At 36.6% G+C, this 22,751-nt stretch carries 26 protein-coding genes; 24 read left to right on the top strand and 2 right to left on the bottom strand.

Annotated elements, in window-relative coordinates:
• Positions 1–9: 9 nt before the first annotated feature.
• Positions 10–906, bottom strand: a complete 897-nt coding sequence (locus AC1DCY_RS10610; RefSeq protein WP_477349899.1) for a M23 family metallopeptidase — start codon at positions 904–906, stop codon at positions 10–12.
• Between the two features lie 286 nt (positions 907–1,192).
• Here AC1DCY_RS10610 and AC1DCY_RS10615 point away from each other — a divergent pair, with 286 nt between their 5' ends.
• The 9 genes from AC1DCY_RS10615 (at position 1,193) to AC1DCY_RS10655 (ending at position 10,188) form a co-directional block, all read left to right on the top strand.
• Positions 1,193–2,926, top strand: coding sequence for an ABC transporter ATP-binding protein (locus AC1DCY_RS10615; protein WP_477349900.1), 1,734 nt, complete (start codon positions 1,193–1,195; stop codon positions 2,924–2,926).
• The gene (locus tag AC1DCY_RS10620; RefSeq protein WP_477349902.1) at positions 2,923–4,734 is read left to right on the top strand and encodes an ABC transporter ATP-binding protein; all 1,812 of its coding nucleotides are present in this window, start codon (positions 2,923–2,925) and stop codon (positions 4,732–4,734) included. The genes AC1DCY_RS10615 and AC1DCY_RS10620 overlap by 4 nt, the downstream gene beginning before the upstream one ends.
• 129 nt (positions 4,735–4,863) lie before the next feature.
• Positions 4,864–5,286, top strand: coding sequence for a DUF1801 domain-containing protein (locus AC1DCY_RS10625; RefSeq protein WP_477349903.1), 423 nt, complete (start codon positions 4,864–4,866; stop codon positions 5,284–5,286).
• 131 nt (positions 5,287–5,417) lie between these two features.
• Positions 5,418–6,407 carry an alpha/beta hydrolase gene (locus AC1DCY_RS10630; protein ID WP_477349905.1) on the top strand — a complete coding sequence of 330 codons (990 nt, stop codon included), beginning with the start codon at positions 5,418–5,420 and terminating at the stop codon, positions 6,405–6,407.
• Entirely contained in the window at positions 6,407–7,078 is a 672-nt protein-coding gene (locus AC1DCY_RS10635; protein WP_477349907.1) for a response regulator transcription factor, read from the top strand. The genes AC1DCY_RS10630 and AC1DCY_RS10635 overlap by 1 nt, the downstream gene beginning before the upstream one ends.
• Positions 7,075–8,067 (top strand): sensor histidine kinase, encoded by a 993-nt coding sequence (locus AC1DCY_RS10640; RefSeq protein ID WP_477349908.1) that lies wholly within the window; start codon positions 7,075–7,077, stop codon positions 8,065–8,067. Before AC1DCY_RS10635 ends, AC1DCY_RS10640 begins: the two co-directional genes overlap by 4 nt.
• A gap of 79 nt (positions 8,068–8,146) precedes the next feature.
• Positions 8,147–8,596, top strand: coding sequence for an N-acetyltransferase family protein (locus AC1DCY_RS10645; protein ID WP_477349910.1), 450 nt, complete (start codon positions 8,147–8,149; stop codon positions 8,594–8,596).
• A 240-nt stretch (positions 8,597–8,836) separates the two neighbouring features.
• Positions 8,837–9,937: a lactonase family protein gene (locus AC1DCY_RS10650; protein WP_477349911.1), complete on the top strand. Its 1,101-nt coding sequence runs from the start codon at positions 8,837–8,839 to the stop codon at positions 9,935–9,937.
• A gap of 89 nt (positions 9,938–10,026) precedes the next feature.
• Positions 10,027–10,188 (top strand): hypothetical protein, encoded by a 162-nt coding sequence (locus AC1DCY_RS10655; RefSeq protein WP_477349913.1) that lies wholly within the window; start codon positions 10,027–10,029, stop codon positions 10,186–10,188.
• 104 nt (positions 10,189–10,292) lie between these two features.
• Here the strand turns inward: AC1DCY_RS10655 and AC1DCY_RS10660 are convergent, their stop codons facing one another.
• Complete coding sequence (locus AC1DCY_RS10660) at positions 10,293–11,165, bottom strand: LysR substrate-binding domain-containing protein (protein WP_477349915.1); 873 nt, start codon at positions 11,163–11,165, stop codon at positions 10,293–10,295.
• Positions 11,166–11,276: 111 nt separating this feature from the next.
• Between AC1DCY_RS10660 and AC1DCY_RS10665 the strand changes: the two genes are divergently transcribed.
• The 15 genes from AC1DCY_RS10665 to AC1DCY_RS10735 all read left to right on the top strand — a co-directional run bounded on the left by AC1DCY_RS10665 (position 11,277) and on the right by AC1DCY_RS10735 (position 22,547).
• Complete coding sequence (locus AC1DCY_RS10665; protein ID WP_477349917.1) at positions 11,277–12,509, top strand: MFS transporter; 1,233 nt, start codon at positions 11,277–11,279, stop codon at positions 12,507–12,509.
• Between the two features lie 185 nt (positions 12,510–12,694).
• Positions 12,695–13,714 (top strand): ATP-binding cassette domain-containing protein, encoded by a 1,020-nt coding sequence (locus tag AC1DCY_RS10670; protein ID WP_477349919.1) that lies wholly within the window; start codon positions 12,695–12,697, stop codon positions 13,712–13,714.
• Positions 13,711–14,499, top strand: a complete 789-nt coding sequence (locus AC1DCY_RS10675; protein ID WP_477349921.1) for an ABC transporter permease — start codon at positions 13,711–13,713, stop codon at positions 14,497–14,499. Before AC1DCY_RS10670 ends, AC1DCY_RS10675 begins: the two co-directional genes overlap by 4 nt.
• Positions 14,500–14,679: 180 nt before the next feature.
• On the top strand, positions 14,680–15,063 hold the full coding sequence (locus AC1DCY_RS10680; protein WP_477349922.1) for an SRPBCC family protein: 384 nt from the start codon (positions 14,680–14,682) through the stop codon (positions 15,061–15,063).
• A 151-nt stretch (positions 15,064–15,214) separates the two neighbouring features.
• Positions 15,215–15,748, top strand: a complete 534-nt coding sequence (locus AC1DCY_RS10685) for a sigma-70 family RNA polymerase sigma factor (RefSeq protein ID WP_477349924.1) — start codon at positions 15,215–15,217, stop codon at positions 15,746–15,748.
• Positions 15,732–16,616 (top strand): hypothetical protein, encoded by an 885-nt coding sequence (locus tag AC1DCY_RS10690; RefSeq protein ID WP_477349926.1) that lies wholly within the window; start codon positions 15,732–15,734, stop codon positions 16,614–16,616. Before AC1DCY_RS10685 ends, AC1DCY_RS10690 begins: the two co-directional genes overlap by 17 nt.
• A gap of 177 nt (positions 16,617–16,793) precedes the next feature.
• Entirely contained in the window at positions 16,794–17,510 is a 717-nt protein-coding gene (locus AC1DCY_RS10695; protein WP_477349928.1) for a toast rack family protein, read from the top strand.
• Positions 17,511–17,581: 71 nt separating this feature from the next.
• Complete coding sequence (locus tag AC1DCY_RS10700) at positions 17,582–17,896, top strand: hypothetical protein (RefSeq protein WP_477349930.1); 315 nt, start codon at positions 17,582–17,584, stop codon at positions 17,894–17,896.
• Positions 17,897–18,021: 125 nt separating this feature from the next.
• A complete protein-coding gene (locus tag AC1DCY_RS10705) occupies positions 18,022–18,615 on the top strand; it encodes a TetR/AcrR family transcriptional regulator (RefSeq protein WP_477349932.1) in 594 nt (197 codons plus the stop codon).
• 275 nt (positions 18,616–18,890) lie between these two features.
• Complete coding sequence (locus tag AC1DCY_RS10710) at positions 18,891–19,139, top strand: hypothetical protein (protein WP_477349934.1); 249 nt, start codon at positions 18,891–18,893, stop codon at positions 19,137–19,139.
• Between the two features lie 267 nt (positions 19,140–19,406).
• A complete protein-coding gene (locus AC1DCY_RS10715; protein ID WP_477349936.1) occupies positions 19,407–19,832 on the top strand; it encodes a hypothetical protein in 426 nt (141 codons plus the stop codon).
• Between the two features lie 462 nt (positions 19,833–20,294).
• Positions 20,295–20,837, top strand: coding sequence for a sigma-70 family RNA polymerase sigma factor (locus AC1DCY_RS10720; RefSeq protein WP_477349938.1), 543 nt, complete (start codon positions 20,295–20,297; stop codon positions 20,835–20,837).
• Positions 20,821–21,522 (top strand): DUF4179 domain-containing protein, encoded by a 702-nt coding sequence (locus tag AC1DCY_RS10725; RefSeq protein WP_477349940.1) that lies wholly within the window; start codon positions 20,821–20,823, stop codon positions 21,520–21,522. Before AC1DCY_RS10720 ends, AC1DCY_RS10725 begins: the two co-directional genes overlap by 17 nt.
• A 12-nt stretch (positions 21,523–21,534) precedes the next feature.
• Positions 21,535–21,936 (top strand): DUF5643 domain-containing protein, encoded by a 402-nt coding sequence (locus tag AC1DCY_RS10730; RefSeq protein ID WP_477350046.1) that lies wholly within the window; start codon positions 21,535–21,537, stop codon positions 21,934–21,936.
• An 86-nt stretch (positions 21,937–22,022) separates the two neighbouring features.
• A complete protein-coding gene (locus AC1DCY_RS10735) occupies positions 22,023–22,547 on the top strand; it encodes a tubby C-terminal domain-like protein (protein ID WP_477349942.1) in 525 nt (174 codons plus the stop codon).
• Positions 22,548–22,751: the final 204 nt, after the last annotated feature.

Here is a 22,751-nt window from a genome sequence, read left to right on the forward strand (position 1 = left end):
TCGTTAATATTATCGTACTAAACTATTTCGCACTAAAAATCGATCATTAAATGTTATCGGAACGCCTTTCCCGTCCTTTTCAGCATGAATGTGTAAATGTGGTTCACTTGTATTTCCGGAGTTTCCTACTTTTCCAAGTATTTGACCCGTTGTTACTTTATCACCTTGTGCCACGACTATGCTGCCTTTTTGCATATGGGCTAATACAACGGTAGCATCATAGTTCTCACATGATAGGGTGACATGATTCCCCTTAGGATTTTCTGCATCAGATTTAGGAGGGGGGAGATCAGATAAATCATTTTGCATGTCGACTATTTTTCCATTACAAGGACTATATAAATTCTCTTCGAATATTTTATACTTATCCAATTCTTCTGGATATAGTCCACTTGCCCGGGTTCCAAACGTATTTAATTCTAAAATGTCTAAAGCATATTTTTGACCTGGATGGTCTTGATGGTAGTTCATTAACACCTGATTGCCACCCTGTCCGACATAATAGGTGCCATTCTTAAGTGGGAAAGATAACTCAATTCCTTTTTCGGATATTGTATAGCTTTTTACGACCAAAGCATTATAAGTACCAAAAACCAAAATAAGGACAATATAAATACAAATAGAAAACTTTTGATATAGTGTATATTTTATTGTAAACGGTAAATTCCTTACCCTTTTCCAAGAAAAAATGAAAGTGACAATCAAGAGAGCCAACCAAAGAAAGCGAACATAATATCCGACCCAACTCCAGTTTCCTGCTTGAAATAACCAAACGATTAGTGCTGCTGTCACCAATGAGTCCAACAACCATTCCAGTTTACTTTTAAAAGGTGCTTTCCAAAGCGAAATAATAAAGCTCGCAGGTAATACGATTAGCATACCAATGGAATAAAAGATTGGAAGCACTATTTCTCATCCCCCTTTTAATGCTTTATTGGAAGCTATTACATTATTGGTAATATTTATATCATCCTGATTTTCATTTTAACATAGTGATAATAGTAAAAGAACGTTCCCCCTGATTTCCCTTCGAAAGTTGGTAGCCTGAACAACTTCAATAGTTATGACAACCTACATAAATTATCAATCGTGCCTCGAATATTACGAGACCCGAAAAATTATTTGCCATTTGAGAATGGTTTTCAGTTATAATTATTATCGAATGTGATTTAAATGGAACGGAGACGAAAGAATGCAAGCAATTAAACAGTTAGGAGGGTTTTTAGGACCCTATAAATTTTTCACCTTGATTGTGCCAGTATTAATGGTACTAGAGGTAACGATGGATTTACTGCAGCCGACAATTATGCAGCATATGATTGATACGGGGATTACCAATAGCGACAATCCATATGTGCTGAAAATGTTCGTATTGATGCTGATGAGTGCGGTACTTGGACTTGTTGGTGGAGTAGGCTGCTCCTATTATAGTTCGAAGGCAGCTATCCATTTTGCATCGGATGTTCGTCAGTCACTTTATGAAAAAATGATGACGTATTCGGCCAAGGAACGTGACGCTTTTACAACAGGGAAGCTTATTACGATTTTAACGAATGATGTGGAAAGCGTTCAGCGTGCGTTTATGATGACACTGCGTATTTTTGTGCGTGGTCCACTATTATTTATTGGCGCCGTCATTATTGTTTTTGTAACAGCACGTGAGTTATTTTCCATACTTCTAATTATCGTGCCGATATTGATTATTGCGATGTACTTTTTCACAAAGTACTCAGGTACGCTATACCGTAGAGTGCAGGAGGCAATTGATGGTGTTAATACGAAGCTTCAGGAGAATTTAGCGGGGATTCGTGTTGTCAAGGCGTTCCGTCGTGAAACGCAACAGATTGAACAATTTAGTGGGCTTAATGAAACGTTGACGAAACGCTTTATTACAGCTGAGCAAATTGTTGGTGTGCTCGTGCCGTTTACGATGTTCGTTGTCAATCTAGGAATTGTAGCAGCGCTTTGGCTTGGTGCTATTAAAGTAGAAGCGGGCACATTACAAGTTGGGGTAATCCTCGCGTTTATTAACTATTTAACGATTATACTAAATGGTTTGATGACTTCTAGCATGGTGCTTATGCAAATTGCACGTGCTATTCCTTCAGGGGAGCGTATCGTAGACGTCTTAAATAAAGAAGTAGCAGTCAAGGAAGCAGAAAATCCACTTACATCGCCAATTCAAGGGGCGATTGACTTCCAAAATGTGAGCTATCGTTATTATGAATCGGCTGAGGATGTGCTGAAAAATATTACATTTTCAGTAAAGCCGGGGCAAACGATAGGTCTAATCGGAAAAACAGGTAGTGGAAAATCAACGTTAGTGAAGCTATTACCACGTTTATTTGACCCAACGAGTGGAGAAATCTTCTTGGATGGAAAGCCTCTCAAAGATTATGCATTATCAACTTTACGTAAACATATCGGCTTTACTTCTCAGAAAGCATTACTGTTCTCAGGTGCAATTGACAATAATATACGTCTTGGTAAGGAGAATGCAACGTCCGAGGAATTACAGCAAGCTCTAGATGCAGCATGTGCTACTGAATTTGTGGACCGACTGGATAAAGGCTTAGCGCATGAACTTTCACAGGGGGCAACCAATCTCTCTGGCGGACAAAAGCAGCGATTAGCGTTAACGCGTGCACTCGTAAGACAGCCAACTATTTTAGTGCTGGATGATACAACATCTGCTCTTGATAGCGCCTCTGAAAAACATGTCCAGCAAGCCATAAGCAATGAATATAAAGGCACAACGACGTTTATCGTAGCGTCAAAAATTGCTTCTATTCAACAGGCGGACCTGATTCTAGTAGTAGAGGACGGCGAAATTGTTGGTCAAGGTACGCATCAACAGTTATTGCAGAGTAACAAGCCCTACCAAGCAATTTATGCTTCACAGCAAAAGGCTGGTGTACAACAATGAGTAAAAGTCAACCGAAGCAAATGAATTTTGGGCGTGGACCACGGATGGCTGGGCCAACTGAGAAGGCTAAAAATCAAAAAGCAACGATCTTTCGTGTGTGGCAATATGTGAAACAACAAAAAATAGGGCTTTATTTCTCAATCTTTTTTGTAGTAGCTTCTACATTTTTAAGTTTAGCAGGTCCGTATTTAATCGGACATATCGTTGATGAATACATTATGAAAAAGGACATTGCTGGTACGGTTCGTCTAGGTATTGTTCTAGCAGTTATCTATACAGCAGCGTCTATTTTTACTTGGCTACAAACATATGTCATGATTCATGTAGCGATGAAAACTATTCGAACATTGCGTCTTGAACTGTTTAAAAAGCTACAAACGTTAACACTCAGATTTTTCGATCACCGAGCACTTGGTGATTTAATGAGCCGTGTAACGAATGATATTGATAATTTAAATACGGCACTTGCACAAAGTGTGACACAAATCGTATCGTCAGTCTTAACGGTCATCGGTGTTAGTATTGCTATGTTCTCGCTTAGCTGGCAGCTAGCAATCGTGACGCTGATTATTATTCCACTCATTGTTTTTACGACGAAGCAAATTGTCAAACGTAGTAGTAAAAACTATGCGGCACGTCAACGTGATTTAGGGAAGCTGAACGGTTATATTGAGGAGATGATTACAGGGGCAGAAGTTGTGACACTTTTTGGGACAGAACAACAAACGATTGAGACGTTCCATAAACAGAACGAAAGTCTCCGTAACTCGGCACAGCGAGCAGAAATTACTTCAGGTCTACTTGGACCCATTAATAACTTTATGAATAACCTAGGTTTAGCTGTTGTTATTGGCACAGGGGCATTTTTATCGGTAAAAGGGATCGTTTCAGTTGGGGTTATCGCCGCATTTGTCACGTATACACGTCAATTTTTCCGTCCGCTGAATCAGCTATCTAACCTTTTGAATACTTTCCAGTCGGCGATTGCTGGGGCAGAACGAGTCTTCGAGATTTTAGATGAACCTTCGGAAGTAGCTGATAATAAGCATGCTATTGATTGTCAAAGTTTAAAAGGAGATGTGTCATTTCAACAAGTATCCTTCAGCTATGTGACAGAGAAGCCAGTACTGAAAAATATTAGCTTCCATGCCAAGGCGGGTGAAACGATTGCACTTGTCGGTCCAACCGGATCAGGGAAAACAACGATTATCAATTTGTTAACTCGTTTTTATGATGTCGATGCTGGTGAAATTTTGATTGATGGTCATAATATCGAGGATTATAAAATGGAGACGATCCGTCAACGAGTGGGTGTTGTACTGCAGGATACGTATTTATTTTCGGGAACAATTCGTGAAAATATTCGTTTCGGTAAACTTGATGCAACAGATGAAGAGGTAGAAGAAGCGGCGAAAATTGCGAATGCCCATAACTTTATTAAATATTTACCAGCACAATATGATACACCTGTACAGGCAGGTGGGGCAAACTTAAGTCAAGGTCAACGCCAATTATTGGCCATTGCCCGGGAAATTTTAGAAAATTCGGATATTTTAATTTTGGATGAAGCTACATCCAGTGTGGATACGCAAACAGAGGTCGATATTCAAAAAGGTTTACAGCATTTAATGCAGGGACGCACAAGCTTTGTCATTGCGCACCGTCTAAAAACAATCGAAAATGCTGACCAAATTCTTGTTATTCAACAAGGTGAAATTGTTGAGCAGGGCAATCATGAGCAGCTCATGCAAAAACAAGGTATTTATAGTAATCTACAGCAAAAACTTTTGCTTGAACAAGTGGAATAACTGATAGAAGGCTGTCTATTAAGTAAGCAAAAAAACTTAATAGACAGCTTTTGCTTTTAGCTATTGTATGAAGGCAATCGGAAATGTTATGATGCAACAAAATTCAACTTTAGAAAGTGAGGTATAAAAATGTACGAATTAAAAACAAAAGAAACTGACGAGAGTGTCATTGAATTTATTGAAAACGTGGATCATCCTAAAAAGCGTGAAGATGCTTACCGACTATTGGATATGTTTGCTGAAGTAACAGGGTATGAGGCAAAAATGTGGGGTCCAAGTATTATAGGGTTTGGCAAATATCATTACAAATATAAATCTGGACATGAAGGCGATGCACCTTTAGTTGGATTTTCACCTCGAAAAGCTAAAATCAGTTTGTATTTTGCCCCAGGTGACAGTGAGAAAGACAATTTATTAAAGGATTTTGGTAAACATACAACAGGAAAAGCTTGTGTTTATATAAATAAACTAGCGGATATTGATGTGGAAATATTAAAGTCGCTCATCCAACGATCTGTATCTTTTTTACAAGAGACTTATCCCGATCAATAATTTTCTAGGTCAAGTGCTGTCTAAGTGGAGTAAAACACTTTTAGACAGCTTTTTTTATTTTCTACAAAAAAATTAATAAGAAATTTATTTTTATTGTTTATCCTTGCAGTATCAACTGAGAGGAGATTTTTATGAAAAAAATGTTTAAGAAAATAGTTATCTACTTTATTGCGTTCATGTTTATTGGACTAGTGGCGATATTCAGCTATCATCGATATCAGCTTAGTAGGGAATCCGAACTTTTAAATACTAAAGGAACACTTGTTGAGGTCGATCATCAAAAAATCAATGTTTACACTGAGGGTGATGGTCAGGATACTTATGTGTTTATGGCAGGCTCAGGAGTTGCGGCACCGATTCATGAAATGAAAGGGCTGTACAGTAAATTTTCTCAAGGACATAAGATTGCTGTTATTGAAAGAGCGGGCTATGGCTATAGTGATGTCTCTAAGGACGAACGAGATATTGATAGAATTTTAGCACAAACGAGAGAAGCGCTCATGAAAAGTGGCAATAAGCCTCCTTATATATTAGTACCACATTCCATCTCGGGAGTTGAGGCGATTTATTGGGCACAAAAATATCCTGAAGAAATTAAGGGTATTATTGCGCTAGATATAGGTTTGCCAAGTCAATATGTGGAGCATAAAATGGGACAAATCGATTTATGGACTGTTAGGGGAATGAATTTGCTAACGAAATTGGGCTTACATCGATTAACACCTTCTAAAGTGTATAATCCAGAAGTAATGGAGCAATCGTTTTTAACCAAAGAAGAAAAAGAAATTTATATAGCACTATCTTATAAACAATTTTTTAATGATGATATGAAAAATGAGCTACTACATGTGTATGAAAATAGTTTAAAATCAGAAGAGCTTCCGAAACCAAAAGACACACCGATATTATTAATAGATGCTATTGCTGAACAAAATAAAGATTCGAAATTTACGAAGTACCATAGCCAAAAATATGCGGAATTTGCCGAGCAAATTAACATAGCGGATGTGAAAGAATTAAGTGGTACTCATAGTATTTATTTATATAAACCTGATGAGATTTATAATCTTGCGATAGAATTTATGAAGACAAAAGTTGGCAACAAAGAAAGGCCGAGGTAATGAAAGGATTTACGATATTAATAGTAGAAGACGACCAAATGATTGGCGATTTGATGCAAAAAATACTACAACGTGAAGGCTACGACGTTGTATGGAAAACGGATGGACGAGAAATTATGAACCTTATCCATCAAATCGATTTAGTAATAATGGACATTATGCTTCCAGGGGAGGATGGCTATCAGCTAACAAAAAACATTAAAAGCTTAGGCTTAAATATCCCCATTATTTTTCTTTCAGCTCGTAATGATATAGAGAGCAAGCTTCAAGGGTTAACAGTTGGTGAAGACTATATGACAAAACCATTTGATCCGAGAGAGCTTCTTTTAAGAATGCAGAAAATGCTAGAGCAGCAATATGGGACATTTACGCAAATCCAGCATTTATTGATTGATATAGAGCATCGTAAATTATTTAAAAATAATATACATGATGAAATTTCATTAACAGCAATCGAACGTAAAATCTTCTTTTATTTATTTGACAACAAGGATAGAGTGTTAACGAAGGATCATTTTTTTGACTACTTATGGCCGCTTGACGATCGAAATCAAAATATCATCAATGTCCACATCAAAAAGATTAGAACGAAAATTCATGATTCATCAGGCACCATCTTACAAAATATTTACGGAGAAGGGTATCGCTTAAATACCTACATAAAGAAATGACATTAAAAACAAAATATCGATTATTATTATTTACTGCCATAGTTAGTGTTCCAATCGTATTATTAGGGATCAGTGTGTCAATGTCTATTATTTATGAATTCGCGTTTAAAACTAGAAATAAAGGCACTCCATTCCATGAATCTTTCGCCTATCCAACGATGCTATTTGTGTTCTTCCTATCATTATGTTTGCTAGCATTTTTATTTTCGAAATCGATCAATTCATTATTAACGAAAATTAATATGCTAAACAAAACGATTCGTGACTTAGCAAGTCATGAGAGTATACCGAGTACATTAGAGGTTGGCAGTGAGGATGAAATTGGACAGTTAATTCAATCGGTTAATATACTAATTGAGCGAACTACCTATCGGGAATTAGAGCTTAAACAACAGCAGGAGCTACAAAAAGAGCTACTACAAAAGCTTAGACACGATATTAATACCCCGTTAACAGCTATCCGTTTACAATTATTTTATTTAGAAGATTACTATAAGGAGCAACCTAAATTGGTGGAATCCTTAAATGAGCAAATACATTATATCGCCAGCTTAACGAATGAATTTAATTTGCAGTCCTTTGACACAATGGAGAATTCTTATATTGTTACAGAGGAAGTGCACCTCACGACATTGTTAGAAACGATGATAAAAAAGTGGAGCTATTTATATAGAATGCATAACATAGAATTAATTTATTATCCAAAGGAAACACAATTAATATGGACGAGTAATGTATTATGGCTACAACGAATGTTTGATAATGTGTTCCAAAATACATTGAAGCATTCAAAAGCTACTAAGCTCGAGATAACAATGAAAGATAATCAGATTTTCATGATGGATAACGGTAATGGCTTTGAACAAAATTGTGTTAGTGAAGGTCTTGGTTTGAAGATCATTGATGATATCGCTAGAATTCTTCAAGTAAGCTATTCACTCCATTCAGACGTAGAAGGGACCTCATTTTGTTTTTCTATTTCAACTTAAAAACAACGACTAGTATTCATCGGATTCATATCAGTAAAATAATATATAAAGCAGTTACAAAACTTGAGGAGGTAATGTAGTGAACCAACACAAAATGATAATTACTCAGTATAATCCCAAATACGCTGAACAAACAGTGAAAATGTGGCGAGATAGTAAGGAACAGGCTATTGGTCAGAAAGAAATTCACAGCTTTGAAAGTCACGTTTATTTTTTAGATCATATATTATCTGAACAGTTTCAAATAGATTTAGCGATAATTGATGAAAAAGTAGTTGGAATGATTGCCTATAATGAAAGGGAAATAAGCCAACTATATATTCATATAGATTTTCAAGGAATCGGTATAGGTCATACATTACTAGATAAAGTAAAAGCACAATCAAGTGGGAGATTAATATTATACACATTTGAAGTAAATAAAAATGCACAACAATTTTATGAAAAACACGGATTTGAAATCATAGGTAGAGGACATGAAAATGAAGAAAATTTAGCTGATATTCAATATGAATGGATGTCCAAATAAATGATTATCAGGTGCTTTTGTTGTAAAAGAGCTAGAGTTCTTCTTCAATTAACTGGGGCTTTAGTAAAATATTAGATTTACGAAATATCAAACATAAAAAAGAGTTGATTCTACACATTTTGTAGATTAATTCTTTTTTTATGTTTTAACAGCAGCAATCCTTTAGAAAACAGCCTAAATAAAAGGGGGAATTGAATTAGTAAAAGAACCATATAAAGCTATAAAAGGAGGAAAGTTTAGATGAACAAAAATTCCCCTGCAAGTGTAAGTATGGTTTACATGATGACGAATAATGAAGTCATGAATCAAGTTATTGCCTTTCACAGGGACATGAATGGAATGCTCACTTTCGCGGGAGCCTACCCGACTAATGGGAGTGGTACTGGTATAAGGAAAGTCTCTGCGGCAACGCCAAACAATGGTGTCGATCCCCTGACATCACAAGGAGCATTAACCTTATCCCGTGATGGTCGTTTTCTTCTCGCAGTGAACGCAGGCAGCCATAGTATTAGCAGTTTTATTATTAGTGACAGCGGTGTGCCCGTTCTCGTGGACGTGAAGCCAACTGGAGGTGCTCAGCCAAATAGTGTAGATGTGTTTGGTGATCTTGTCTATGTAGCTAATGTAGGGTATGCCGCAAATAATTTTGCATCAAACATCATGGGTTTTCGCATAGATGAACACGGGCGCCTTACTCCTATTGCTGGCTCCTCACGTTCTCTCAGCACTTTCAATGCCGAGCCCGCTCAGGTTCTTTTCACACGTGATGGCAGTAAGCTTCTAGTAACCGAGTTTACTACAAACCGTCTTAGCGTTTTCAACGTAAATCAAAATGGTACAGTTTCAAAACCAATCGTTAATGATTCTTATGGTGACGGTCCATTGGGTGCCTATTTTCTATCCTCTGGAATCCTCTTAGTTACTGAAGCAAGTTCAAATGCCCTGTCATCCTATTCAATGAACAACGATGGGGCTCTCCACGTGATCAGTGGCTCCGTACCAAACGGATATAAAACTGCATGCTGGGTAATCACAACAAGAGATGAGCGTTTTGCCTTCATAACCAACACTTTAAGCGGCACTATTTCCACCTACCGCATCGATCCCAATGGTGAACTGTCAGTGGCAGGGCATATTACTAGTACACCGCAAGGTACAGCTCCAGGACTACCGATGGATGTTGGAGTGAGCAGAGATGGGCGGCATTTTTATACACTGAACGGAAATCAGGGGACAGTTTCTGTATTTGCTATTCAAGAGGGTGGAAGTCTAGTTAGATTGCAGGTTGCCGCTTGGACTCAACTTCCTTACTTTGGCTCGCAAGGATTAGCTGTTCTTTGACTTTAAGTTGGGTGATAAATAAAAAAATTGGGTGATAAATTAAAAAAGTTAGGCGATAAATTAAAAAAGTTGGGTGATAAATAAAAAAATTGGGTGATAAATTAAAAAAGTTAGGCGATAAATTAAAAAAGTTGGGTGATAAATTAAAAAAGTTGGGTGATAAATTAAAAAAGTTAGGCGATAAACATAAAAAGTTAGGTGATAAATTAAAGTTAGGCGATAAATCTAAAAATTGTTCCGATAAATCTTGAAATTCTTCCGATAAATCACGAAATTGTTCCGATAAATCTAAAAATTGTTCCGATAAAACTTAAAGTTCTCCGATAAATTGCTAGAAGACCCTATCGAACTAGCTTCATTCGATAGGGTCTTCCAGCAATAACGATTCAATCACATGTTTTAATTGAAAAATAGAAGATTGTTGGCTTTCGCTCTTCTTGTAAATAAAAACAGTTTCTATTACTTTGTTTAGCTGCTGCAAGTCGTAATAGTGAATGTTGGAATAGTTGTATAGATCAATTAGTTTTGTATTTAATACAGCAATCGTATTGTCTATTTGTAAAAAATCAAGGATACTACTTACCGATTTTATCTCTTTCATCGTAAATGGAACTTCATTCTTTTTTAACCAATCTGCCATTGCCCTTGTATACATACAGCCTTTACTTAACACTAGTAGTGTAACAGGTGAACGTTTCTCAAAATCAATAAGATAAGAATTGTTCGAAATGACTTCAAATGTTTCTGTTGCAATCAAGTCATAATTTACATCAGGGTAGTGTTTAATAGGATTACTCGTTAGAGCACAATCCATTTCAGCATTATGTATTTTCGCATTTAAGGAAGTGCTAGATTCTACAGTGAAATCGACATCTAAAGGAATATTATTTGTCTGTAAGGCATTCATTATGGATGCGCCATAAATTTTAATCGTTGTATGGGAAGTGCCGAGGCTAATTTTCGTATTCGTTTGTGCCGAACCAATCCCTTGTAAAAATTCATCGTACTCTTCTGTAATTAGCTTTAGAAATTTTAAATATTGTGTCCCTACATTCGTAATTTTCAAGCCCTGAGGTGTACGCTTAAACACCACCTGACCAATTTCCCCCTCCATTTTCTTCACTTTAGAGGTTAAGGCAGATTGAGTATAATTCGTCATTTCAGCGGATTTACTAAGATTTTGCCTCTCTAAAATCTCGATCTTTAATGCTATTTCTTCTATGTTCATGTTGTATGTCACACACCTATTAAATTTTTTGATAGCTACTATCACTTTCCTCTATTTTACGCATTCATTGGGCAGGCGTAAACTTTAGATGTATAAAGTTATCCTACACAAATGAATCAGTGTAGCGACATTGGAGGAATTTTTATGAATACATATTATAAATGGATCATCGTATTAGTAGCTACGCTGTCCCAAACTGCGGCAACTTTTGTGACGTACGGCATGGGGCCAATTGCCACATTTTATCAAATTGAATGGAATTTATCATCGTTTCAAACGGGTTTTATCGTTTCTGCTGTTAATATTGGACCAATCTTTTCGATGATGCTTTTCGGCTATTTAATGGATAAAAGAGGGGAAAAACAAATTATCGGGTGGGGATCCATTTTACTAGGTTTTTCAGCGCTACTTCTCATGTTGGTAAACAATTATGCAGTATTGCTATTTTTATTATTAATCGTTGGCGTATGGTACGGAAGTGCGCAAACAGGGGGCAGCACCGCAATTGTGAAATGGTTTCCAGACAAACATCGCGGGCTGGCGATTGGCATTCGACAAACAGGCATTCCAATCGGTGGAGCTTTAGCATCAGCCATTCTTACATATATGTACTATCACCATAGCCTAACATCGGTGCATCTTGTACAAGGCTTTGTGGCTATTGCTGGCGGACTACTTTTTTTACTTATTTATCAGGAGCCTAAAAATCGCGTAGTAGTAGCGGCAACCTCTGTCACTTTTAAAGAGAAGCTAGAAGCTATTAAAAATAATAAAGATTTATATCCAATCTATATTGTTGGAATTGTGATGATGACTTTACAAATGATACTCGTTGCTCATTTCATGAGTTATTTACATCAAGAAGGTGGTTATTCCTTAACAGAGGCGGGGCAGTATTTAAGCCTGTTATTAATCGGTGGAATGATTGGAAGGGTAGTCATAGCATGGGTTAGTGATCAATTCTTTGAGCAGAAGCGGGAAAATTTATTAATAATAGTAATGGCTAGTGCAGTTATTCTTACCGTCATCTTGCCATTTATCTTACATGCGAAAATGTTGATGTTATTATGTTGTTTCTTATTAGGCTTCGTAGCACTTGGCTGGTATTCATTGTTTATTGCTTGTGTAACAGAACAATCAAATCCACATTATGTTGGTCTAACTGTGAGTGCAGCCTTGACGCTGAATCAGTTTTTTATTGTGATCGCACCTTCGTTATTTGGATTCATGGTAACTTTTTTTGCAAGCTATCAATTGGCGCTGGACATTGTAGCCATATTTGTCGCTCTCGGTGCAATGAATTTATATAGGGTGACCCAAAACAAAAACGCTGTAGTATCGTAGTAATAATAAACCCAAATTCGGTTCACATTCAGTTCATATATTTGTTGTATTATTCGTTTATAGATAAATCAATTATCCCTAGGCATAATTAGACGTTAAATAACATCTATAAAAATGTAGATAAGTGATTTCCATCAGTAAGTTCATGAAAAATGAAACGATGGGAATAAACGAAGGAGGAAATAATGGGTAATGTGAATAGAATGAAAAGCTCGTTTGCGAATAGTGAGTGGGCCATTGAAGCACATGGTCTCATGAAGCATTTTGGAGAAAATCGTGCTGTAGATGGTGTCGATCTAAATGTACGTGCTGGCACTATCTATGGTGTGCTTGGTCCTAACGGAGCTGGAAAGACTACTACGATCAGAATGCTCGCAACCCTTCTACGAGCAGATGCTGGGTCGGCACGGATATTCGGTTATGACATAGTAAAAGAGCCTCACATTGTACGTCAATTAATTGGAGTCACTGGTCAGTATGCTTCAGTTGACGAATCACTTAGTGCAACGGAGAATTTGATAATCTTCTCTCGCTTGCTAGGATTGGGACGTACAGAGGCACGAAATAAAGCAGCTGAATTACTGGAAGAATTCGGTTTATCAGAAGCCGCCAAACGTCCTTTGAAAAATTTCTCTGGTGGTATGCGCCGTCGCTTGGACTTGGCAGCAAGTCTTATCGCACAGCCACCATTGATCTTCTTAGATGAGCCGACTACAGGGTTAGACCCTCGAACACGTAATCAAATGTGGGACACGATCCGTCGATTAGTAGATACAGGATCAACCGTCTTGTTAACGACACAGTATCTGCAAGAGGTTGATGAGCTGGCAGATCGACTTGCCGTTATTGACCATGGTCGAGTTGTTGCGGAGGGGACAGTCGATGAGCTAAAGGCATCTGTTGGTACATCATCTTTACATTTGAGCATTCAAAATCCACAAGAGATCATAGTAGCTCGTGAAACCGTAGAACAAATACTCAAAGTAAAAACTACAGTTACAGAGGACATTGGGAAGGTGACGGCCCCGATGTCAAATGTTGACGCAGTTACAGATTTATTTATTGCACTTCGTCAAAAAGGAATTCAGCTTGACGAGTTAAGTGTACAAAAACCGACTTTAGATGAAGTGTTTTTGACCATTACTGGTGAGAATGTTCCCCAACAACTCAAAGGCTCTGAGCAAGTAAAGGGGGAAAGAGTATGAAAAGTCAATTGCTAAGCAAACCAAGCTTCAATCAATCTTTAAGAAATTCGTTAACGATGGCCTATCGAGGTGTATTAAAAATTCGACGTACACCAGAGCAATTGTTTGACGTAACACTTCAGCCGATTATTTTCACCCTCATGTTCACCTACATTTTTGGGGGAGCCATTTCGGGCAATGTGCAAAATTATTTGCCAGTCATCATTCCAGGAATTCTCGTGCAAACTGTCATCACTACCTCAATCGTTACAGGAGTCCAATTGCGGGAAGATATGGATAAAGGAGTGTTTGATCGATTTAAATCACTCCCAATCGCACGTATTGCACCATTGGCTGGGGCACTCTTGGCGGATACGATTCGATACACTATAGCAACTGTACTTACTTTTACCATGGGATATATCATGGGGTATCGACCAGAAGGTGGAGTAGGTTACGTTGTACTTGCGGGGCTTTTAGTTATTGTCTGTGCCTGGGCTATTAGCTGGATCTTTGCCTTCTTTGGTGTCATTGCACGTACAGCTTCGAGTGTACAGGGAATTTCCATGCTAGTACTGTTTCCACTTACATTTCTTTCTAACGCTTTTGTTCCAGCCGAGACCTTGCCAAATTTCCTGCAGTGGTTTGTGAAAATTAATCCAATTTCACATCTGGTAACGGCTGTCAGAGAACTTTCAAATTCGGGAGCTATAGGTTGGGATTTGTCAGCTTCACTTATTGGAGCTGCAATTGTTGTAATCATTTTTGCGCCATTGACAGTTCGTGCCTATATGCGTAGAACATAAAAAAATCTTTAAGTGTGTTTTGATCAAGCAATTGGCAAAACACGCTTTTTATTTTGGATTGGTGCGTAAAAACATAGCAAAACCTAAAAACAAGAATTAAAGTTGTAACTGTTACCGATTCCTAAAATAGGATAAAATGATAGAAAAAGGCACGAAATCGGCAAACGGAGGAATGTGATGATGGATCAAGAAAAAAGTTCGATTTGGATTGATGCAAGTATTGCTACAGTTTGGCGGGCTGTTACAGAGGAGCAGTTGCTAACGCAATGGTACGCCCCAGATTCAACTTGGGAAATTCCTAAATTAGAGGCAGGAAAAGAGCTGATTTTCTCGATAATGCCGAATGAACAAAATCAGCTTGCGGAAAAATTACCGATGGTGTTAACGATAAAAAATGTAACGCCAAATCGAGAGTTTTCATTTTACTTAGGTGTAGAAGAAACACTGGTCGCTATATTTTTACAGGAAGAACAAAATGGCACCACGGTCACTTTTAATACGAGCGGCTACGAGGCTTCTCTCGCTAACTTAAAAGCTTTAGTTGAGGGAAATAAAACATTTTAACATGTAAGTTTCATGAAAAAATTCATCTTCATTCAGTGAATGAAGATAAAGCCTCCGGACGCAATTACGCCAAGGCGTAATTGATTTTTTTCATGAAACTTTTTCGTTGTTCATCAGTCTAACTGTAAATGCTTTTGAGGGGGCGAGTAAAATGTTAAAAGAACAGAAGGACGCTCACTTAACTAGAGCTATGACAATGTACGGAGATTATTTATTACGAGTTTGCTATACATATGTACAAGATTGGACAGTGGCAGAGGACTTGGTACAAGACACATTTGTTAAATACTATGAAAAAATGGAGCAATTTCGTGAAGAAGCTTCCATCAAAACATATTTATATCGAATTGCGATTAACAATTGTCATAGTTATCTTTCAAGCTGGCGTTATAAAAAAATACAAGTCATTGATTATTGGAGCAAATTAAAGAGCCTTTCCAATAATCCTGAAAAAGAAGTATTGATGGGAGAGACGGATGCATTGCTAGTGGCATCGATTGAGAAACTCCCGACGAAATACAAAGATGTACTACTACTATTTCACTTTGCAGAGTTTTCCTTAAAGGAAGTTGGAGAATTGCTAAAGCTGTCAGAAAATACGGTCAAAACACGATTAAGGAGAGCGCGTCAAATGGTTGGCATCACGCTATTGGAGGAGGGGTTCGAATATGGTTCAGATTCGTAATGCCATCAACGAAATGTATAAGGAAGGCAAATTCTCTCATGAAAGTCACTTGAAAACGTTTCAAAAAATCAATCAAAAAACGAAGAAGCGAACAGCGTTAATGCCAATTATCCTAACGGTAGTCGTATCAGCTTGTCTGATCATTGGCTTAAAGATGATGCTTGTCCAACAAGATATCCAATCAACGACGTCGACGGTTATCGATTCAAATTTCTATCCAGAAAAGTCTGGAAGGGTGAAAGACTATAGCGTCTTAACACAACCATGGATGGTAGTAGGATTAGTGAGTTCTGTGTTCTTATTTATTTTTGCGATATTAGCATTTATGAAAAAATGGTTTTGGCGCGTACTACTATGTATCGTCATTATTATTGCCATTTTAGGGAATATGTCTGAACGAATTGGCTATCGCGTTTACGTACAGAATGAAGCGGACATTCGAAATACTGTAGAACTGGGACCGTTTCATCCAGATACTGTTAAAATGAATGGTACAATAACGATACAACAGTATAGAATTGGTTATTTTTCGGAGAGTCGCTTTCAAGGTATTGCAATTTTCAAGCATGATGGAAAAGGTTATGTATTGGATCACTATATACAGAGCGAAGTAGATACCATGGTTTCTATTTATTTGAAAGACATTCACAATCTTGTTATTCCATTACTTAACAATCATAATATTGAAAAATTAATAATAGACACTGGGGCCGAGCGTATTGAGAAAGCAGTTGATTCGAATGATGCGCAATTAATATCAGTGCCTCTAAAATCAGAAATAGATACTTCTCAATTGCTGATACATGCATTGGATCATGAAGGAAATACTTCTATTCTTTATAATGATTCACGTATTTTCACCTATTAACAGCTACCCCGTATGAATATGATGTTTTCATATGGGGTTTATTTTTGACATATCCATGGAAGGAGTGCTTCCTACGTCTTAGGTCTTAGAAGATTTTAAAGCGGAGGGTCGTTTTTGTTTATGGAAATTCCTATATAATGAATTTATTGGAATATTATATAGCGGGAGGAAATTACATTGAAAAAATTTATGGGACTTGGTTTGGTTATAGGCGCTTCATTAATTGCTTTATCGGGGTGCAACTCAGTCATACCAGGTAAAGCCAAAGATGAAACGATCCTAGTAGAAAAGGATAAAGCAGAGAAATTAGATGTTGAGTTACACCTTGGTATTGGGGAGATTACAGTTAAAAAGGGTGCCAAAGATTGGGTTGAAGGTACTGCTCAATACAATATTGATAAACTTGCTCCAAAAGTAAAATATGACTTACGCGGCAAGACAGGAAAAATATCGATTGACCATAAAGGATCAACTAGCGTACGTTTTGGGAAAATAAAAAATATATGGGATCTCGAACTGAATGAAGATATTCCAATGGATCTCTCAATTGAAACGGGCGCATCAGATGCAGAGTTAGATTTACAAGGGTTGCAGCTGGAAAAATTAGATATTAACACGGGTGTTGGCGATCTCAATGTGAATTTAGGTGGTGATTGGAAAAAAAGCTTCGAAACGAATATTGAAACAGGTGTTGGGGAAACTACTGTCATTTTACCATCAAAAGTTGGGGTAAGGCTTACGACGGAAAAAGGCATCGGCACATCAAATATTGAAGGCCTCATTTCTAAAGGAGAAGGGGTTTATGTAAATGAAGCGTATGACAAAGCAGATGTGAAAATAGAGGTCAATTCAGAAATCGGAGTTGGCGACATTACTTTCAAATTGGATAAATAAAGAAAAGTTTAGTAGGCTACTTTTGATGAAGTAGTCTACTTTTTTTTGTAGAAACATAGGTGACGGATAGATTGGCAAAAGTCGTGGATAAAACGATCGGAATCGTGGATAGAAGAGCCAAAGTAGTGGATAGAACAATCGGAATCGTGGATAGAAGAGCCAAAGAAGTGGAAAGAACGATCGGAATCGTGGATAGAAGAGCCAAAGAAGTGGAAAGAACGATCGGAATCGTGGATAGAAGAGCCAAAGAAGTGGAAAGAACAATCGGAATCGTGGATAGAAGAGCCAAAGTAGTGGATAGAACAATCGGAATCGTGGATAGAACAATTAAAATCGTGGATAGAACGAAAAAAATGCACGATAGCAGAGCAAAAGTGACGGATTGAACGTCATCCAACATTTGAAGAAGATCTTATTTTCAAATCCATTGTTAAGAAATGGTATTAATGGTATCGTGTGAATATATTATATGAATATTCATATGAAATATTCGTAAAGGAGGTATTTACCTATGGCCAGAGGAAAAAAAGTTTTTTCAGAAGAAGATAAATTTCTCATTAAAAGTAAATTGAAAGATGAGTGTATGGCATTTTGGATTTCACAGGGATATAAAGAAACGAGTATTGGTGCATTTTGTAAAAAAGCAGAAATATCAACGGGTACTTTTTATAATTTATATTCAAGTAAGGAAGAACTTTTTTTTGAAGTTTTATATGACATTCAAGAAACTATTTATGGAGATTTTATTAAGCGAATTGAACAATGCCCTGAAAAGTCCGGATTTGAAACCGCAATAATCCAACTTTACTATGAATACGAAAGCAAACCATTTCTTTATGACGTAAAAACGACCGATTTCACATCATTTTTTAGTAAACTATCGGAGGAAATGAAAGAAAAACTAACATTTGATAGTAGTGATCTTTTCCGTACTGCAATCAAACGAGCAAATCTAAAATTAAAAGTTTCTGAAAAATTAGCATTTTCGACTTTCGGCGTACTTCTTTCTAGTATTGCCAGTAAAGATGGAATTTCAAAGGACTGTGATCATTTTGCAGCATTTCAATTTATGACTAAGCAGTTGGTAGCAAGTATCTTTGAGTAAAGGTTCTATTTAAAACTATAAAATAGGAGAAGAGCAATGAGTTTATTTTGGAGCATTATAGACTTTCTTAAAGGAACAACACCTTTTTTTATCGTGTTTAATATCATTATAGCAACCGTCCTGCTAATCTTAGGTTTTATTTTATTATCCAAGATGAAAAAGGTTTTCGGAATGGTTTGTTTATCTATTTCATTGTTAGCTTTTTTGGGGGCTGCGTCCAATGCTTTGTTTTCTTACATCGTATTTAAAAATTAAGGGGAAAGAGGGATAAACAGATGTTAGACAAATTACTTAATATCATGGATGTGGCTTGTAAATGGGGAAATAAAAATCTGGGGACCTCTATTCAATTCCCTAAACCAACAAAAAAATCCATGGTATTTAGCGCTTTTTCAAGTGGAATTATTAGTAGTGCAACCCTGGTATATGGCCTTTTTTTTAATAAAAAATGGATTTTGTTATTTGGTGCACTTGGAATAATAAGCAGTGTTTTCATCTATCGACAAAGTGAAAAAAACAATTAGATAAGAAACATTATATTTTTTATAATAGTGAAGTAAAGGCTGGATATATGTATATTTTTAATACTTAAAAGCGCGAGAAATCAACGTTTCTAAATTGATTTCTCACGCTTTTTAAGTTATTGACAAGTTTTGTCCCAGTTTCTTTATATGGCTACACTCTCCTTTCTCCTTATTACTATATAAAGGGAAAAAAGTAGACTTTTATCAACCTAATTTTGACTAACAACCCTAAAAAGGTTAAAATTTTTATAATAAGGGGCTGTTCAAATGAAGAAGAAAATAAGTTTTATTATAGTTTTCTTTTTAATAGCAATGGTCACAATATATTTTTTTAATGAATACAAAACAAAAAATCTTGTACAAGATTTTTTCGATACAGATTCTTTAGCAGAGGAAACCCATGATATTAGTATCATAAATAGAGATACAGAGAGAAACGTTAAAACTATCAAAAAAGAAAGTACTTTATTTCCAACTTTCATAAATTCACTAGAAAAACTAGAAATAAAACGAACTAGCTCTAATTTTACTTACATCGAAGGATTCACTATGATTATTTATCACAACAACGCTTTAAATGTTATTCATCTCAATGAAAACGGAATATTAGCTTTTAATAACAAAACTTATGAGATACAAAATAAACAGGCATTTGAAAAATTGCTTGAAATAGTAAAAAAAAGCGCCCACTAAAGGGCGCTTTTTTACATAGGAATTGAACCGCCATCTGATGTAATAATTTTTTTAGGAATAATATTACTTTGAATAATAGTGAAGTAAGTTTTCCCTGTCGCAAGGTTTTTGAATGCCAAATAGTTAACACTAAATTCAATATAAGCATAATTTTTATTATCATTGAAAATTCGTAATAGTGAAGTTATTTGGTCAAGTCCTCTTTTTGCTACTGCTAGGACTTCATTTTTTTCCCTTCATGCGCATTTTTTATTCAGATACAAGAAGGGATGGAATAGCTGTATAAACTGATTTAATAATAACTTTTTCTAAAGCAGCAGTAGCAAGTCCGTATCGCCCCCTCAGTAAAGCAACCAGTCGTAAGGAGATCAATCTAACGTTATTTTTAAAAAAGAATTTTATCTAAGTGAAACCTTTTGATAGAGTTATTGACTCTAAGTATTGAAAGAGGGAGGAAACAGCATGGAACACGACTTATCTATCGTCAAACAGGCTATTGCAGGGAATAAGGAAGCATTTGAGCAACTACTCATATTAGAGGAAGAAAAATTATTTTATACTGCGCTTTCTTATGTTGGCCAAAAAGAGGATGCACTTGATGCGATTCAAGAAGCGGCATGTAAAGCATATCTAACCGTTCATCAGCTAAAGCATCCGGAATTTTTCTCGACATGGCTGTTTCGCATTTTAATAAATGAATGCTATCGGGTGCTAAAAAAAGGGCAGAAAATCATTCCTTATGAAGAAAGTGAATTATTAAGTCGTTTACAGGAGCAAGAAAATGTTATGGCAAATCCAATCGATATATCGGATGCTATACAGCATTTGAATCATTCTCAGCAAATGGCCATCATTTTATTTTATTATCACGATTTACCGATTAAAGAAATTTCAGAAGTAATGGAAAAGCCAGTTAGCACGATTAAAACGTATTTGCATCGTGGGAAAAAACAATTAAAACGAGAATTAGAAAGGAGTGCAACGTTTAATGAAAAAGCCATTTAATGAAAACAGTACCCTTCCAGAATTTCCAAGAAATGAGGTTCGAGCAGCAATTGCCAAAGGAATACAACAAGCTGAGGTGCAAACAAATATGAGTCAAACACCTGTACAAATTAAAAGGAAAAGTAAACTTAAACCATTATTGTATGTTGCAAGTGCAGTAGCTGCATTTAGTATTATGGTTGGTTCGGCCGCTTATGTCTCACCAACTTTCGCGAGTACATTATCACAGCTACCAATTGTCGGTTCAGTATTCAGTGACTATGACTTTCTCGGGCTAAAACAATATAGTGAACAAGGATTAACAAGCATTATAGGAGAAAAGCAAACAATCAACGGTATATCTGTAACGATAGACGAAGTCCTTTATGACGAATCTAATATTTCGGTTGGGTATACAATTGATTCTGAAAAGGAATTAAGTAATCGTTACTTCAATCGTTACTTCGGGACAGGACTGGTCCTTACTATTAATGGTGCAAATCCTGAAGCAAATTATGAAACATTTGGTAAAGTAGTAATAGGTCCAGTTCATACTTTTGTTGCAAGATTTAAAGTAAAGGACCAAATGCCGGATTCCTTTGAAATGGGCTTAATGTTAGAAGGTAAAGAAGGGGAAAAATGGGAATTTTCAGTTCCTGTTAAAAAGATTACGAATACTATTGATGTTCCGGTTAATCGTCAGTAGCAAGCAGATGGCATTCAACTGGATGTGTCCAAAATTTCATTCAGCCCATCAGGTATCGCACTTGACTATAAAGCTACTGAAAAGGGGACAATTGATAATTCACAAGTAGGTGCATCGTTTATAGAATTTCGTATTACCGATCAGAATGGCAAGGAGATTACTTCGCATTCTGGCGGAGGAGAAGGTCATTTCGATAATGGTGTATGGAACTTTAGTAGCATCAAGTCCTTTGACCCAATTTCAAACGATGTTCAAAAATTAACGATTACTCCATATTTAATGCTTCCTTCAGGCGGAGGCGGTGTACAAATGGATAAGGATGGCACAGAAACAAAAATACCATTCGATAAGTCGTCACTAAAAGAAGTGAAGTTCCAACCATTCACAGTAGAATTACCTAAGCAAAATAAATAAAACATCAAGCGTCAAATACAACCTTTGTATTTGACGCTTATTTTATGTTAGTTTAAAGTAAGCAACTGAATGAAGGAGCGAACGGATTGAAGATTTATACATATAAACAACCACCGGCGATTGAGTCAACAGAGGCAGTAGCAATTATAAATGATGCGGGGGAAGTATCGTCGACTGTTCAACGCGTTTATTCGAATGGATTGAAAAAGGCGTTTGACCGCACAATGGACTATCGCTATTTTGTACGTTTCGATGTCAGCGATGTCAATGGTCATCCTCTTTTCACCTGTAAGAAAATGTCACGTCGTGGTCGAGTGCATTTTAAAGGGAAGGATTTTGTTTCAGGCAAAGAGTATATGATTGCTTATGATGGCTGGCAAATTATGATCCCTGATTTAATCATTACAGATGGCGACCGAAAAATAAAACTGAACAAGGAAATGGAAGATTGGTCAGTATTTTCTTTAGATGATCAACCGATTGCACGCTGGCAGGCTATTTATCAAGAGACTCATTTCGAGATTACCTTGCAAATTGAAGACAACAGCCCGATACAGCATGAAGCCTTTTTTATTGCGATTGGACAGGCAGTGCTGTTTGTAGGAGCGTAAGACGTCGATAAATCTCAAGAAGTGTCCGATAAAACGAATAAGATAGGCGATAAACTGAAAAAGTTGAGTGACAAATGAAAAGCAGACCCTCTGTTACATAAGAGGGTCTGCTTTCATTTAAATAGTAATCATTTCATTCGCTTGGTACATGCTTTTAAGTAATCCTTTTTCGGTCTTCCTTTTTTAGAAATTAACTTTCAAATA

This window comes from Lysinibacillus sp. 10T31, assembly GCF_056394365.1.

What these genes read in the sequence shown, in the direction of transcription:
- AC1DCY_RS10630 (WP_477349905.1), top strand. Translation starts at nt 5,418, where the DNA reads ATGAAAAAAATGTTTAAGAAAATAGTTATCTACTTTATTGCGTTCATG.
- AC1DCY_RS10615 (WP_477349900.1), top strand. Translation starts at nt 1,193, where the DNA reads ATGCAAGCAATTAAACAGTTAGGAGGGTTTTTAGGACCCTATAAATTT.
- AC1DCY_RS10720 (WP_477349938.1), top strand. Translation starts at nt 20,295, where the DNA reads ATGGAACACGACTTATCTATCGTCAAACAGGCTATTGCAGGGAATAAG.
- AC1DCY_RS10640 (WP_477349908.1), top strand. Translation starts at nt 7,075, where the DNA reads ATGACATTAAAAACAAAATATCGATTATTATTATTTACTGCCATAGTT.
- AC1DCY_RS10690 (WP_477349926.1), top strand. Translation starts at nt 15,732, where the DNA reads ATGGTTCAGATTCGTAATGCCATCAACGAAATGTATAAGGAAGGCAAA.
- AC1DCY_RS10620 (WP_477349902.1), top strand. Translation starts at nt 2,923, where the DNA reads ATGAGTAAAAGTCAACCGAAGCAAATGAATTTTGGGCGTGGACCACGG.
- AC1DCY_RS10680 (WP_477349922.1), top strand. Translation starts at nt 14,680, where the DNA reads ATGGATCAAGAAAAAAGTTCGATTTGGATTGATGCAAGTATTGCTACA.
- AC1DCY_RS10725 (WP_477349940.1), top strand. Translation starts at nt 20,821, where the DNA reads ATGAAAAAGCCATTTAATGAAAACAGTACCCTTCCAGAATTTCCAAGA.
- AC1DCY_RS10675 (WP_477349921.1), top strand. Translation starts at nt 13,711, where the DNA reads ATGAAAAGTCAATTGCTAAGCAAACCAAGCTTCAATCAATCTTTAAGA.
- AC1DCY_RS10715 (WP_477349936.1), top strand. Translation starts at nt 19,407, where the DNA reads ATGAAGAAGAAAATAAGTTTTATTATAGTTTTCTTTTTAATAGCAATG.
- AC1DCY_RS10710 (WP_477349934.1), top strand. Translation starts at nt 18,891, where the DNA reads ATGTTAGACAAATTACTTAATATCATGGATGTGGCTTGTAAATGGGGA.
- AC1DCY_RS10665 (WP_477349917.1), top strand. Translation starts at nt 11,277, where the DNA reads ATGAATCAGTGTAGCGACATTGGAGGAATTTTTATGAATACATATTAT.
- AC1DCY_RS10650 (WP_477349911.1), top strand. Translation starts at nt 8,837, where the DNA reads ATGAACAAAAATTCCCCTGCAAGTGTAAGTATGGTTTACATGATGACG.
- AC1DCY_RS10660 (WP_477349915.1), bottom strand. Translation starts at nt 11,165, where the DNA reads ATGAACATAGAAGAAATAGCATTAAAGATCGAGATTTTAGAGAGGCAA.
- AC1DCY_RS10685 (WP_477349924.1), top strand. Translation starts at nt 15,215, where the DNA reads ATGTTAAAAGAACAGAAGGACGCTCACTTAACTAGAGCTATGACAATG.
- AC1DCY_RS10670 (WP_477349919.1), top strand. Translation starts at nt 12,695, where the DNA reads ATGGGTAATGTGAATAGAATGAAAAGCTCGTTTGCGAATAGTGAGTGG.
- AC1DCY_RS10705 (WP_477349932.1), top strand. Translation starts at nt 18,022, where the DNA reads ATGGCCAGAGGAAAAAAAGTTTTTTCAGAAGAAGATAAATTTCTCATT.
- AC1DCY_RS10635 (WP_477349907.1), top strand. Translation starts at nt 6,407, where the DNA reads ATGAAAGGATTTACGATATTAATAGTAGAAGACGACCAAATGATTGGC.
- AC1DCY_RS10625 (WP_477349903.1), top strand. Translation starts at nt 4,864, where the DNA reads ATGTACGAATTAAAAACAAAAGAAACTGACGAGAGTGTCATTGAATTT.